This window comes from Enterobacter sp. MGH 37 (assembly GCF_000534515.1).
GTDB lineage: Bacteria > Pseudomonadota > Gammaproteobacteria > Enterobacterales > Enterobacteriaceae > Enterobacter > Enterobacter kobei.
Genome location: NZ_KI973206.1, coordinates 1,993,285 through 2,007,561 on the forward strand (window position 1 = coordinate 1,993,285; position 14,277 = coordinate 2,007,561).

Below are 14,277 nucleotides of genomic sequence, written 5' to 3' on the forward strand. Positions count from 1 at the left end.
CTATTGTAATGATTTGGTGAATATTACGAAAGCGTTATGGCTCCGGCGGCGCAAACCAGGCTGATTTGAAATCAAACCAGCCCAGGGTGTTCATCCGCAGACCGCGCATACTGCGTTGACCCTGGATCATCAGCCAGTGGTGTATCAGAGGTACAATCGCCTGTTCAGCCAGCAATTGCTGGCACCACACGGCAAGATTCATGTCGCCAGCGCGCCACTGGGCAGCGTCCTGCTGCCAGTCACGGTTGATACAGTGCTGGATCAGCGGGATCTCATACAGATGAGAAAAGAGCGAGAAATCGAGCGGCAGGGTGAAGTTGGCGCTGTTTAGCCAGATATCACTGACGATCTCCCCTCGGTGCCATTCGTCATAGTCCACTTCTCTGATCTCCAGCGTCACGCCTTCGGCTGCCAGCAGCCTGGCCATGATTCCGGCGATAAAACGATGCTCCACGTGCTCGCGGTAGTAGGTCAGGGTGATGGACTCCAGCCCGGCAGGTTTGTCGCAGTGCGCCGGGCGGGCGTGGTGCCAGCGCGGAAGCAGGCCGTACGCCGGGAACCAGTATGTCTGGTACTGCTCTTCCGCATGGTAGATCAGATTGGAGGGGGACAGCACGTGGCTGACCCACTGACGAACGGCCTGGTTTGCCCCGCGGTGGGTGCGGCTATCAAACAGCAGGTAGTAGCATCCCTCCTCCAGACGACTCTCCACCGCTTTTTCTCCCGTGGTGGGGCCTTCCAGCGTCAGCCCGCAGCTGAGATCTTCATTGAGATCCGGTAATACCCAGACGTTCACTTCGTCGATCAGTGCCCGATAGCCAAAGTAGTCATCAAACGCGCGAATTTTCAGCTGGTTGTTGTTATTGCGGGACACGGAGTAGGGGCCGGTGCCAATCGGCAGGCTGGCGAAATTGTTCAGCGACTCCCACTCGGCGGGCAAAATCATCGACGGCACATAGCCCAGCAGCCAGGGAAGCCATTTGTCCTGCTGCGACAGCTCAATATCCAGCGTCCATGCCGTCGGGGAATGAACGCGGGAAATGTGTGAATAAAGCGGTAGCTTGCGGGCACGTTCCAGAGAGGCGATGACGTCGCGCATGTCCAGCTCGCGACCGTGGTGAAAGTGGATGCCGGGGCGTAAGAAGAAGCGCCAGTGGCACGGGGAAAGTTGCTGCCAGTGATGCGCGATATCCGCTTCCAGTTCCCCATTTTCCTCATTTATCCGCGTCAGGCCGCTGAAAATCTGCCGGGCCATGTGGGTTTCAGAACGCCGTAACGCCGTGCCGGGTAACAGATTTTTCATCGGACGGTAGTAGAGCACCCGCAGAATGTGGCGGCCCTGACGAAAGCTACGTCCAAGATGTGAGACCAGCATCTGGCGCACGGCGGCTTTGTCGCCCACCAGCTGCACCAGCTGGTCGATGCGATCCTGCTCCAGCAGATCCTCCGCGCGCTGCTGCTGCAACGCCAGACCGGTATAGAGAAAGGTCAAACGTGAGCGCTTCCCGCGTCCTGCCTCCGCTTCCCAGCTTAACCAGCCCTGCTGCTGCATGGTGTTAAGCAGCGTGCGCATATGACGGCGCGAACAGTTGAGCAGGTCAGCCAGCTCGTTGAGCGTGGTCTCCTGCGATTGCCCCTCGCAGCACTGCCAGAGGCGGATAAATTGTTGTTGCAGACGACCAGAAGGCATAAAAGGGGAACTCCTGACAAAAAACCAGCAATTTATTTATCCCTATATTAGGCCAATAATTCTCCCCGATGAAGTGAGGAGGTAAATTATGAAGAGGTCTACCGCACGTCAGTTTTATCAGCAGTACTTTTCAGCGACAAAAGGAGCGTCCTGGCTGGCCCGCCGGTGTGCAGAGCAGCGGCTGAAAATGTTAGAAGAACTGATGCAGTGGGACGTTACGAAACCGACCTCTTCCCGCTAACTCGCCTCGATCATGTGTGACTGAGTATTGGTGTTTATCACCCGCCAGCAAAATGTTTTTGCTGGCTTTTTTCGTTTATTCTTTCACCCAATTTCGATTCGCTTTCACAAGGACTTGCGTATGCTGTGGTTGATGACGATGGGGCGCCGCCTGAATGGCGTATATGCCGCTTTTATGCTGGTAGCCTTTATGATGGGCGTGGCGGGGGCGTTGCAGGCGCCGACGTTGAGCCTGTTCCTCAGCCGCGAGGTGGGGGCGCAGCCGTTTTGGGTCGGCCTGTTTTACACCGTTAACGCCATTGCCGGGATCCTGGTCAGCCTCGCGCTGGCGAAACGATCGGACAGCCAGGGCGATCGCCGCAAGCTGATCCTCTTTTGCTGCGCCATGGCCGTGGGCAACGCGCTACTCTTTGCGTTCAATCGCCATTACCTGACGCTCATTACCTGCGGTGTCCTGCTGGCATCGCTGGCGAATACCGCCATGCCGCAGCTTTTCGCCCTGGCCCGAGAATACGCAGATAACTCCGCGCGGGAAGTGGTGATGTTCAGCTCGGTGATGCGTGCTCAGCTTTCACTTGCATGGGTCATCGGCCCGCCGCTGGCCTTCATGCTGGCGTTGAACTACGGTTTTACCGCCATGTTCGCCATTGCCGCGGCCATTTTTGCCATCAGCCTGGCGTTGATTGCCTTCGTGCTGCCGTCTGTGGCGCGCGTCGAACAGACGACGGATAAGCCGATTACGCAAGTGAGCGGCTGGCAGGACAAAAACGTCCGTATGTTGTTTATCGCCTCCACGCTGATGTGGACCTGCAATACCATGTACATCATTGATATGCCACTGTGGATCAGCAGCGATCTCGGTCTGCCGGACAAGCTCGCCGGGATCTTAATGGGAACGGCTGCCGGGCTGGAGATTCCGGCGATGATTCTTGCAGGGTATTACGTAAAGCGCTTCGGTAAACGCAAAATGATGGTGGTTGCGGTTGCCGCCGGGGTGTTGTTCTATCTTGGGCTGATCTTCTTCCATTCGCGCGAAGCACTGCTGGCGCTGCAGCTGTTCAATGCCATATTCATCGGGATCGTGGCCGGGATCGGCATGCTCTGGTTCCAGGACTTAATGCCGGGACGCGCTGGCTCGGCGACCACGCTTTTCACCAACAGCATTTCGACAGGCGTCATTCTGGCGGGGGTGATTCAGGGAGCGCTGGCGCAGAGCTACGGACATGCCTCGGTTTACTGGATGATTGCCGCGATTTCGGTCATCACGCTTGGGCTGACATGCCGGGTTAAGGATGTTTGATTCTGGAAGGCGGCTTCACGAAATGAAACGACTTTCTGACAGATGAAGGGAAGGCGCATAGAGTGCGTGGCGGGTGCTTGAGGCTGTTTGCCTCAGGCTTTCGCAAGAGGCAAACAGTGGAGAGTCCCACATCAATAAAACTGATGGGGAGACCAACTTCACAACCCACATTGCGAGGTTAGTCTCTTCATTGCCGAAAAGCAATAAGGAGGCTGGAATGCCAAAACGTACTCTGCTGTTAGGTTTGTTTCTGATCTGTACGACGCTGTTGATCTTCACCTGGATGGTGCGTGATTCGCTATGTGAATTGCATTTCAGACAGGAGAAAACAGAGCTGGCAGCAGTGTTGGCTTACGAAGCAAAACGTTAGCGGTATTGGCGGGGAAGGTTTCCCCGCCTCTCCAGAGTGGTTGAGCCTCAACGCACCCTTATCAATGGCCCGCTTTTCGCGGGCCATTGCCTTTAGCCCATAAACGCAGGCTGTTTTTTCTCGTACGCTGAGATGGCGTCTTCGTGCTGGAGCGTCAGACCAATACTGTCCAGACCGTTCAGCATGCAGTGACGGCGGAATGCATCAATGCTGAAGCTGTAGGTCTTCTCACCCGCTTTAACCACTTCCGCTTCCAGATCCACTTCAAACGCCATGCCCGGATTCGCCTTAACCAGCGCAAACAGCTCATCAACCTGTTCGTCACTCAGCGTCACCGGCAGCAACTGGTTGTTGAAGCTGTTACCGTAGAAGATATCCGCGAAGCTCGGGGCGATAACCACCTTAAAGCCGTAATCGGTGAGCGCCCAGGGAGCATGTTCACGCGAAGAACCGCAGCCAAAGTTTTCCCGCGCCAGCAGAATGGACGCGCCTGTGTATTCCGGGAAGTTCAGAACAAATTCTGGATTAGGCACTTCGCCTTTGTCATCCAGGAAACGCCAGTCGTTGAACAGGTGTGCACCAAAACCGGTGCGGGTCACTTTCTGCAAAAACTGCTTAGGAATGATGGCGTCAGTATCGACGTTAGCGGCATCCAGGGGGACAACCCGGCCTGTGTGTTGGGTAAATTTCTCTGCCATGATTGTCTCCTTATTTCAGGCTGCGAATGTCGGCGAAATGGCCGGTAACGGCTGCAGCGGCGGCCATTGCCGGGCTGACCAGATGGGTACGCCCACCGCGGCCCTGACGGCCTTCAAAGTTACGGTTGCTGGTGGAAGCACAACGTTCGCCTGGATTCAGACGGTCGTTGTTCATGGCCAGACACATGGAGCATCCCGGCAAACGCCACTCAAAACCTGCTTCGATAAAGATCTTATCCAGCCCTTCCGCTTCTGCCTGAGCCTTCACCGGACCGGAACCGGGAACCACCAGCGCCTGCACGCCCGGCGCAACTTTGCGGCCTTTAGCAATCTCTGCAGCAGCACGTAAATCTTCGATACGGGAGTTGGTACAGGATCCAATGAAGACTTTATCAATGGTCACGTCGGTCAACGGCACACCGGGCTCCAGTCCCATATAGGCCAGCGCTTTCTCCGCACTGGCACGCTCGACCGGATCGGCAAAGGAGGCCGGGTCAGGAATGCTGTCGTTAACGGAAATCACCTGACCCGGGTTGGTGCCCCAGGTCACCTGAGGCGCAATCTCTTCTGCCTGCAGCGTGACAACGGTGTCAAAGGTTGCCCCGTCGTCGGTTTTCAGGGTTTTCCAGTACGCGACCGCATCGTCAAAATCCTGGCCTTTTGGCGCGTGCAGACGACCTTTCACATAGTTGAAGGTCGTTTCGTCTGGTGCCACCAGGCCTGCTTTGGCGCCCATCTCAATGGCCATATTGCACAGGGTCATCCGACCTTCCATGCTCAGCGCCTGAATAGCGTCGCCGCAAAATTCCACTACGTGACCGGTACCGCCTGCGCTGCCGGTTTTGCCGATGATAGCCAGCACGATGTCTTTCGCCGTGATCCCCGGTGCGGCTTTACCTTTCACTTCAATCTTCATGGTTTTGGCGCGGCCCTGTTTCAGGGTCTGCGTCGCCAGAACGTGTTCCACTTCAGACGTACCGATACCAAACGCCAGCGCGCCAAACGCGCCGTGCGTTGCGGTATGAGAGTCACCGCAGACGATGGTCATGCCCGGCAGGGTAATCCCTTGCTCCGGCCCCATCACGTGGACGATGCCCTGATAAGGGTGGTTCAGATCGTACAACTCCACGCCAAATTCGTTGCAGTTCTTAATCAGTTCCTGCATCTGGATACGAGCCATCTCACCCGACGCATTGATGTCTTTGGTCTGAGTGGAAACGTTATGATCCATCGTCGCGAAGGTTTTTCCCGGCTGACGCACGGGACGCTTGTGCGCACGCAGGCCGTCAAATGCCTGCGGGGAGGTCACTTCGTGTACCAGATGACGGTCGATATACAGCAGTGGGGTTTCGTTTGGTGCTTCGTAGACAACGTGTGCATCAAACAACTTTTCATATAAGGTTTTGGCCATGATTACACCCCTTCAGCGACATAGCGGGCAATGATGTCGCCCATTTCATCAGTACTGACTGCTGCCGTGCCGCGTGCTAAATCACCGGTACGGACGCCTTCTTCTAACGCCCGGTTAATGGCGTTTTCAATTGCGGTTGCTGCATCACCTGCATCAAGGCTGTATCGCAGCAGCAGAGCCAGGGAGAGGATCTGTGCAATCGGGTTGGCGATGTTTTTGCCTGCGATATCCGGTGCGGAGCCCCCGGCAGGTTCGTACAGCCCGAAGCCTTCTTCATTCAGGCTGGCGGATGGCAACATCCCCATGGAGCCGGTGATCATCGCGCACTCGTCAGACAGGATATCGCCGAACAGGTTAGAGCAGAGCAGCACGTCAAACTGGGAGGGATCCTTAATCAGCTGCATGGTCGCGTTATCAATGTACATATGCGACAGCTCAACGTCCGGATACTGCTTCGCGACTTCGCTGACGATCTCACGCCACAAAATGGACGACTGCAGCACGTTTGCTTTATCAATGGAGGTCACTTTATGACGGCGTTTACGCGCCGACTCAAAGGCGATATGGGCGATACGTTCAATTTCGAAACGGTGATATACCTCGGTATCGAATGCTTTTTCATGCTGGCCGCTGCCTTCGCGGCCCTTTGGCTGACCGAAGTAAATTCCGCCGGTCAGCTCGCGTACGCAGAGAATATCGAAACCGTTAGCGGCGATATCCGCGCGCAGCGGGCAGAATTCTTCCAGCCCCTGATAGAGCTTCGCCGGACGCAGGTTGCTGAACAGCTTAAAGTGTTTACGCAGCGGCAGCAGCGCGCCGCGCTCTGGCTGCTCAGCCGGCGGCAGGTGTTCCCATTTTGGGCCGCCGACGGAGCCAAACAGCACGGCGTCGGCATTTTCGCAGCCTTCGACGGTGGCTTTTGGCAGCGGCGTACCGTGGTTATCAATGGCAATACCGCCCACGTCGTAATGGCTGGTGGTGATTTTCATCGCAAAACGCGAGCGAACGGCTTCCAGTACTTTCAGCGCCTGTGCCATCACTTCCGGGCCAATACCGTCACCCGGCAACACAGCAATATGGTAATTCTTCGACATTACACGGTTTCCTTGTTGTTCTCTTTATTCTGAGCTTTGCGTTGCAACTCTTTTTCGACTTCAGCGGCGCGCCAGATGTTGTTCAGGACATGCACCATTGCTTTCGCGGAGGATTCGACAATATCCGTCGCCAGACCCACTCCGTGGAAACGGCGACCGTTGTAATTGACGACGATATCCACCTGGCCTAAAGCGTCTTTACCATGCCCTTTCGCCGTCAGGTCATATTTCACCAGCTCAACGTCGTACTCGGTGACGCGGTTGATTGCCTGATAGATGGCGTCGACAGGGCCGTTACCGTTTGCCGCTTCGGCTTTAATCTCGTCACCACAGGCCAGTTTTACCGAGGCGGTGGCGATGTCGCTGGAGCCAGACTGCACGTTGAAGTAATCCAGACGGAAGTGCTCTGGCTCTTCCTGCTGTTTGTTAATAAAGGCCAGCGCTTCCAGGTCATAGTCGAACACCTGACCTTTTTTGTCGGCCAGCTTCAGGAATGCGTCGTACAGCTGATCCATGTTGTAATCGCTGTCCTGATAACCCATCTCTTCCATACGGTGTTTCACCGCGGCGCGGCCGGAACGGGAGGTCAGGTTCAACTGCACCTGGTTCAGACCGATAGATTCCGGGGTCATGATTTCGTAGTTTTCGCGGTTTTTCAGTACGCCGTCCTGGTGGATACCAGAGGAATGCGCGAACGCGCCCGTGCCGACAATCGCTTTGTTGGCCGGGATCGGCATGTTGCAAATCTGGCTGACGGTCTGGCTGGTGCGCCAGATTTCGTTGTGATTGATGCGGGTGTGCACGTTCATGATGTCTTTGCGCACTTTGATCGCCATGATCACTTCTTCCAGCGAACAGTTGCCCGCGCGTTCACCGATACCGTTCATCGCGCCTTCTACCTGGCGCGCACCGGCGTGGACAGCGGCGATGGCATTGCCCACCGCCAGCCCTAAATCATCGTGGGTGTGGACGGAGATAATTGCTTTATCAATATTCGGTACGCGGTCATACAGGCCGGTGATGATGTTAGAGAACTCAAACGGCATGGTGTAGCCGACGGTGTCCGGGATGTTGATGGTTTTCGCGCCCGCGTTGATGGCGGCTTCCACAACGCGCGCCAGGTCTTCGATTGGCGTACGGCCCGCGTCTTCGCAAGAGAATTCAACGTCATCGGTATAGTTACGTGCGCGCTTAACCATATACACCGCGCGTTCAATCACCTCATCCAGCGTGCTGCGCAATTTGGTTGCGATATGCATTGGCGAGGTAGCAATGAAGGTGTGAATACGGAAGGCTTCGGCCACTTTCAGCGACTCGGCCGCAACGTCGATGTCTTTCTCTACACAGCGTGCCAGGCCACAGACGCGGCTATTTTTAATGGTGCGCGCAATGGTCTGTACGGATTCGAAATCACCCGGAGAAGAGACCGGGAACCCCACCTCCATGACGTCGACGCCCATTCGCTCGAGAGCCAGCGCAATCTGCAGTTTCTCTTTTACACTCAGGCTTGCCTGTAATGCCTGTTCACCGTCACGTAAAGTAGTATCGAAAATAATGACTTGCTGGCTCATGGGTTAGGTCCTTGTCAGTCTTAGGGCGCCTTGCTACGAGCATAAAAAAACCCGCGCAGTGGCGCGGGTTTTTAGTCTTACTGGTGACGATTCAACGCTGAATTTCGCCCGCCAGTCTACCGCGCACAGAAGATGCGTTTAGTAGTAGTAGACCGGTGAAACGATGGGTGCGTGTCATGAATCGTGCTCCGTTAAATTCAATATACTTTTAGTGGTACTGGATACGGCTGTTCATGTCAACCCCTGACGGTAAAAACGGTTCCGACAGACTGAACAGACAGGTTATAGGCTTTAGCTTATTGTGCTGGATTTTGCTTTTCGGGCTATATGAATTGTCTAAAATTGGACTCAAAAAACATTTGCAGAAATAAGTACATTTAGCAGGTATTTTGAAATATGTATTTTTCGTCGTGGATGTTTTCTTTTTAAAGCATTTAATATCATTGATTTACCATTCACATAGGCATTCTTTCTCTCTGGCCTTGAATGAATGGGAATAACAGATTATTAACGTAAGTATACGCAAAGTCGATAACAGTTTAATTATACTTAAGTCATCCTTAACCAGATGACCATTGTATATTGACTTGGTTTATGGTTTCATTCTAACTATAAAGTCAAATATATCTGTTATGCCGGTTTTTATTTGTGTCTTATCGCGTGATCTTTATATATTCCGATTTTTAAACAATTCTCTTTTGTTGGACGTATTGGCATGGTAAATCATATTTTTCGGGATTATTACAATGCGTCGGCGAAGGACGTGCTGTGTAGCGTGACAGTGGAGTCAGAAGTGTCAGAAAATAATATTAAACAACCTCAAGTTACAGATGGGATTAAACCCCAGCTACGCACGGTGGATCTTAATCTACTGACGGTGTTTGATGCTGTCATGCAGGAGCAGAATATCACCCGGGCGGCGCAAGCGTTGGGGATGTCACAACCTGCCGTGAGTAATGCCGTTGCCAGGCTTAAGGTGATGTTCAACGACGAATTATTCGTTCGCTACGGACGAGGGATTCAGCCTACTGCGCGGGCATTCCAGCTCTTCGGCTCTATTCGCCAGGCTCTGCAACTGGTGCAAAATGAGCTGCCGGGCTCGGGTTTTGAACCGCTAAGCAGTGAACGCGTATTCCATCTCTGCGTCTGCAGCCCGTTAGATAATTATCTGACATCTATTATTTATAATAAGGTTGAAGAGATTGCGCCAAATATTAATCTGGTGTTCAAATCATCCTTAAATCAAAACACAGAACACCAGTTACGTTACCAGGAAACCGAATTTGTTCTGGGATACGAAGAGTTCCGTCGCCCTGAATTTTCGTGCGTGCCGTTGTTTAAAGATGAAATGGTATTGGTTGCCAGTAAAAAACATCCACGACTGAATGCTCCGCTACGTGAAAGTGATGTTTATAGCGAACAACATGCCGTGGTTGCGCTCGACAGATATGCCTCATTTAGTCTGCCGTGGTACGACACAGCAGATAAACAGGCGAGCGTGGCATATCAAGGAATGGCTATGGTCAGCGTATTAAACGTCGTTTCCCAGACGCAGCTGGTGGCTATTGCCCCGCGCTGGCTGGCGGAAGAGTTCTCTGACGCGTTAAATCTGCAAATTTTGCCTCTGCCGCTTAAGCTTAATAGCCGTACCTGTTATCTCTCCTGGCATGAAGCTGCAGGGCGGGACAAAGGGCATCAGTGGATGGAAGAATTACTTATCAGCATCTGCCGCCGTTAATCAGGTCAGGATAAATTGCATCTTTGCATGTGGTTTATCCTGGTTTTGTTTTGTTAACTACTATTTTATTCTGTTCTGGATCTTTTCTGACGGTTGCCAGACCTGTAAAAATAGATGATTTCCTGAATCATTGCGCTTTTCAGCGATGATTTATCATCTCCTCCTCTAATTACAGATGAATTAACCATATCCTCTGGCAATGTCTGTTTTTTCTGCTTTAACCGCCTCTTCGCTCTCCGGGTTTGCTAATTGCCTGCCTCATAACGAGCGGTTAAGGTAAGTATCACTCAGCTAATAGAAGACGGGTTCATCCCGATCGCAAGACGGTGCAGAAATGAATTCGGCGGTCCGTCTATAACAAAATGCCTGGAGGCAAAGCATGGAGATGTTGTCTGGCGCGGAAATGGTCGTCCGATCGCTTATCGATCAGGGCGTGAAACAAGTGTTCGGCTATCCTGGCGGCGCGGTCCTTGATATTTATGATGCACTGCATACGGTAGGCGGCATTGACCATATCCTTGTACGTCATGAACAGGCGGCGGTGCATATGGCTGATGGCCTGGCGCGTGCGACGGGGGAAGTGGGCGTGGTGTTAGTCACGTCGGGCCCCGGCGCGACAAACGCTATTACCGGCATTGCGACCGCGTACATGGACTCTATTCCTCTGGTGATCCTCTCCGGGCAGGTGGCAACCTCACTGATTGGCTACGACGCATTTCAGGAGTGCGACATGGTCGGGATATCGCGTCCCGTTGTGAAGCACAGCTTCCTGGTCAAGCAAACCGAAGACATTCCTGGCGTGCTGAAAAAAGCATTCTGGCTGGCGGCAAGCGGACGTCCGGGACCGGTGGTGGTCGATCTGCCTAAAGATATCCTGAATCCGGCAAACAAGCTGCCTTATGTCTGGCCGGAATCGGTAAGCATGCGTTCTTACAACCCCACCACGCAGGGCCACAAAGGCCAGATCAAACGTGCACTGCAGACGCTATTGACCGCTAAAAAACCGGTGGTCTATGTCGGCGGTGGGGCAATCAATTCTGCGTGTGAGCCACAGCTTCGTGAACTGATCGAAAAGCTCAATCTTCCTGTTGCGTCGTCGCTGATGGGACTCGGGGCGTTTCCCGCCACCCACCGTCAGGCGCTGGGCATGCTGGGTATGCACGGTACCTATGAAGCCAACATGACGATGCATTATTCCGATGTGATCTTTGCCGTCGGCGTGCGCTTTGACGATCGTACGACCAACAATCTGGCGAAGTATTGCCCGAACGCCACGGTGTTGCACATTGATATCGACCCCACGTCGATTTCAAAAACGGTGTCAGCTGATGTGCCTATCGTCGGCGATGCCCGGCAGGTACTGGAGCAAATGCTGGATCTGCTGACCCAGGAGAGCACGACTCAACCGCTGGATGAGATCCGCGACTGGTGGCTGCAAATTGAGCAGTGGCGCGCGCGCCAGTGTCTGAAATATGACACTCAAAGTGAGCATATTAAGCCTCAGGCCGTGATTGAAGCGGTCTGGCGACTGACGAAAGGCGACGCCTATGTCACTTCAGACGTGGGTCAGCATCAAATGTTCGCCGCCCTCTATTATCCCTTTGATAAACCGCGTCACTGGATCAATTCGGGGGGGTTAGGAACGATGGGGTTTGGTTTGCCTGCCGCGCTGGGCGTGAAGCTGGCACTGCCAAATGAAACCGTCGTCTGCGTGACCGGGGACGGCAGTATCCAGATGAACATTCAGGAACTTTCCACCGCGCTGCAATATGAGTTGCCGGTACTGGTGCTTAACCTCAACAACGGCTATCTCGGTATGGTGAAGCAGTGGCAGGATATGATCTACTCTGGCCGTCACTCTCAGTCATACATGCAGTCGCTGCCGGATTTTGTTCGTCTTGCTGAAGCTTATGGCCACGTGGGGATGCGGGTGACCGATCCCGCTTTGCTGGAATCGTCGCTCGCACAAGCGCTTGAGCAGGTTAAAAACAACCGCCTCGTCTTTATGGATGTCATCGTTGATGGGACCGAGCACGTTTATCCGATGCATATTCGCGGCGGTGGTATGGATGAAATGTGGTTAAGCAAAACGGAGAGAACCTGATATGCGCCGGATATTATCTGTATTGCTGGAAAACGAGTCTGGCGCACTGTCGCGCGTCATTGGGCTTTTCGCGCAGCGCGGCTATAACATAGAAAGCCTGACCGTTGCCCCCACGGACGACCCGACGCTGTCGCGTATGACGATTCAGACCGTTGGTGATGCCAAAGTGCTTGAGCAGATTGAGAAACAGCTGCATAAACTGGTTGATGTCCTGCGCGTGAGCGAGCTGGGGCAGGGGGCTTACGTTGAGCGTGAGGTCATGCTGGTAAAAATTCAGGCCAGCGGCTACGGGCGTGAAGAGGTCAAACGCAATGCGGATATTTTCCGCGGGCAGATCATTGACGTCACGCCTTCTCTTTATACGGTTCAACTGGTCGGGACCAGTGACAAGCTGGACGCTTTTCTGGCGTCCGTGCGGGATGTAGCAAAAATTGTTGAAGTGGCCAGATCGGGCGTTGTGGGTCTGTCACGCGGCGAGAAAATCATGCGTTAGTTGTCAAAAAGGTTCGCCTCTTTCTGCCCGGTCACCAAAGCCGGGCTTTTTTTTGCGTAATCAGCCAATAACGCAGATAAAAGCGGTTGCCGCGAAGGCTTTTCTGCGTTTAGATGTTAAAAGATTTAACCATAACCTTGACAGGGCCATGGACTCTTTTCTTTTTTTAAGGGGCAATTGTGAAACTGGATGAAATCGCCCGGCTAGCCGGCGTGTCACGAACAACGGCCAGCTATGTGATTAACGGTAAAGCAAAGCAGTACCGTGTCAGCGATAAAACCGTTGAAAAAGTTATGGCGGTGGTTCGTGAGCATAACTACCATCCGAATGCTGTCGCTGCCGGCCTGCGCGCCGGGCGCACCCGATCGATTGGTCTGGTGATCCCCGATCTGGAAAATACCAGCTATACCCGTATCGCCAACTATCTTGAGCGTCAGGCTCGCCAGCGCGGCTACCAGTTGCTGATTGCCTGTTCTGAAGATCAGCCGGACAACGAGATGCGCTGCATTGAACATCTGCTCCAGCGCCAGGTGGATGCCATCATTGTATCGACCTCCTTACCGCCAGAGCATCCATTCTACCAGCGCTGGGCGAACGATCCTTTCCCTATCGTTGCGCTGGATCGTGCGCTCGATCGCGAGCATTTCACTAGCGTAGTGGGTGCCGACCAGGATGATGCGGAAATGCTTGCCGCGGAGCTGAGAACCTTCCCTGCTGAAACGGTACTCTATCTTGGCGCATTGCCTGAACTTTCAGTGAGCTTCCTGCGTGAACAGGGGTTCCGAACCGCCTGGAAAGACGATCCGCGTGAAGTTCACTATCTCTACGCCAATAGCTATGAACGTGAAGCCGCTGCGCAGCTCTTTGAGAAATGGCTGGAAACGCACCCGATGCCCCAGGCGCTGTTCACGACATCCTTTGCACTCTTGCAGGGGGTGATGGATGTGACCCTGCGCCGTGAAGGTAAGCTTCCCTCCGACCTGGCTATTGCCACTTTCGGGGATAACGAGCTGCTCGACTTCCTGCAGTGTCCGGTGCTGGCCGTGGCACAGCGTCACCGTGATGTGGCTGAACGCGTACTGGAGATTGTTCTGGCGAGCCTGGATGAGCCGAGAAAACCGAAGCCGGGTCTGACACGTATCAAACGTAATCTCTATCATCGCGGAATTCTTAGCCGCCATAAATGAAATGACGGGGCGGTGAAAACGGCCCCTTATTGCGGGAATAATTCGCTGAGTTAATTCCCGCAATGAAATTAGGATAATTCCTGCAGGATCATAATCTCCTCATTTTCTTAATTCATTTTGGCTTTTAAACTGCCCTTTAAGGAGCTTGAAAGCGATTTTAAACCGCTATCTTTGTATTATTTTGTTACAAACCGGCTTCGGTCGATGAATATTCAGACGTTTTTCCGGAACCCTGACCAGCCAGCGTGGCAACGGCCGCCTTAACCACGCGTCTGAATGAATCTGGCGCTGTTATCCCCTGAGAATCTGTCATAAAATGCTGCCCGCGTCGCAAACTGACACTTTATATTTATCTGCGATGATATTGAGTGAGCTTTAACG

General features: G+C 53.5%; 13 protein-coding genes. 7 read left to right on the forward strand and 6 right to left on the reverse strand.

What is annotated here, in order from left to right:
• Positions 1-34: 34 nt before the first annotated feature.
• Positions 35-1,690, reverse strand: a complete 1,656-nt coding sequence (gene sgrR, locus L383_RS01870) for an HTH-type transcriptional regulator SgrR (protein WP_014882528.1) — start codon at positions 1,688-1,690, stop codon at positions 35-37.
• 88 nt (positions 1,691-1,778) lie between these two features.
• Between sgrR and sgrT the strand changes: the two genes are divergently transcribed.
• The 3 genes from sgrT (at position 1,779) to L383_RS01855 (ending at position 3,600) form a co-directional block, all read left to right on the forward strand.
• Complete coding sequence (gene sgrT, locus L383_RS01865; protein WP_014882529.1) at positions 1,779-1,931, forward strand: glucose uptake inhibitor SgrT; 153 nt, start codon at positions 1,779-1,781, stop codon at positions 1,929-1,931.
• 120 nt (positions 1,932-2,051) lie between these two features.
• Positions 2,052-3,230 carry a sugar efflux transporter gene (locus L383_RS01860; RefSeq protein WP_023332075.1) on the forward strand — a complete coding sequence of 393 codons (1,179 nt, stop codon included), beginning with the start codon at positions 2,052-2,054 and terminating at the stop codon, positions 3,228-3,230.
• A 217-nt stretch (positions 3,231-3,447) separates the two neighbouring features.
• The gene (locus tag L383_RS01855) at positions 3,448-3,600 is read left to right on the forward strand and encodes a Hok/Gef family protein (RefSeq protein ID WP_010427008.1); all 153 of its coding nucleotides are present in this window, start codon (positions 3,448-3,450) and stop codon (positions 3,598-3,600) included.
• A 92-nt stretch (positions 3,601-3,692) separates the two neighbouring features.
• On the opposite strand, the gene leuD is transcribed toward L383_RS01855, so the two are convergent.
• From leuD to leuL, 5 genes are all read right to left on the reverse strand, one after another.
• Positions 3,693-4,298, reverse strand: a complete 606-nt coding sequence (gene leuD, locus L383_RS01850) for a 3-isopropylmalate dehydratase small subunit (RefSeq protein WP_014882531.1) — start codon at positions 4,296-4,298, stop codon at positions 3,693-3,695.
• 10 nt (positions 4,299-4,308) lie between these two features.
• The gene (leuC, locus tag L383_RS01845; RefSeq protein WP_023332076.1) at positions 4,309-5,709 is read right to left on the reverse strand and encodes a 3-isopropylmalate dehydratase large subunit; all 1,401 of its coding nucleotides are present in this window, start codon (positions 5,707-5,709) and stop codon (positions 4,309-4,311) included.
• Between the two features lie 2 nt (positions 5,710-5,711).
• Positions 5,712-6,803 (reverse strand): 3-isopropylmalate dehydrogenase, encoded by a 1,092-nt coding sequence (gene leuB / locus L383_RS01840; protein WP_014882533.1) that lies wholly within the window; start codon positions 6,801-6,803, stop codon positions 5,712-5,714.
• Positions 6,803-8,374 carry a 2-isopropylmalate synthase gene (gene leuA, locus L383_RS01835; protein ID WP_014882534.1) on the reverse strand — a complete coding sequence of 524 codons (1,572 nt, stop codon included), beginning with the start codon at positions 8,372-8,374 and terminating at the stop codon, positions 6,803-6,805. The genes leuB and leuA overlap by 1 nt, the downstream gene beginning before the upstream one ends.
• A gap of 91 nt (positions 8,375-8,465) precedes the next feature.
• A complete protein-coding gene (gene leuL / locus L383_RS26595; protein ID WP_099458923.1) occupies positions 8,466-8,552 on the reverse strand; it encodes a leu operon leader peptide in 87 nt (28 codons plus the stop codon).
• A 615-nt stretch (positions 8,553-9,167) separates the two neighbouring features.
• Here leuL and leuO point away from each other — a divergent pair.
• The 4 genes from leuO (at position 9,168) to cra (ending at position 13,896) form a co-directional block, all read left to right on the forward strand.
• Positions 9,168-10,112, forward strand: coding sequence for a transcriptional regulator LeuO (gene leuO / locus L383_RS01830; RefSeq protein WP_032629721.1), 945 nt, complete (start codon positions 9,168-9,170; stop codon positions 10,110-10,112).
• A gap of 379 nt (positions 10,113-10,491) precedes the next feature.
• Positions 10,492-12,216, forward strand: coding sequence for an acetolactate synthase 3 large subunit (ilvI, locus tag L383_RS01825; protein WP_023332078.1), 1,725 nt, complete (start codon positions 10,492-10,494; stop codon positions 12,214-12,216).
• Position 12,217: 1 nt separating this feature from the next.
• Positions 12,218-12,709 carry an acetolactate synthase small subunit gene (gene ilvN, locus L383_RS01820; protein WP_014882536.1) on the forward strand — a complete coding sequence of 164 codons (492 nt, stop codon included), beginning with the start codon at positions 12,218-12,220 and terminating at the stop codon, positions 12,707-12,709.
• 179 nt (positions 12,710-12,888) lie between these two features.
• Positions 12,889-13,896, forward strand: a complete 1,008-nt coding sequence (gene cra, locus L383_RS01815; protein ID WP_014168621.1) for a catabolite repressor/activator — start codon at positions 12,889-12,891, stop codon at positions 13,894-13,896.
• Positions 13,897-14,277 lie beyond the last annotated feature (381 nt).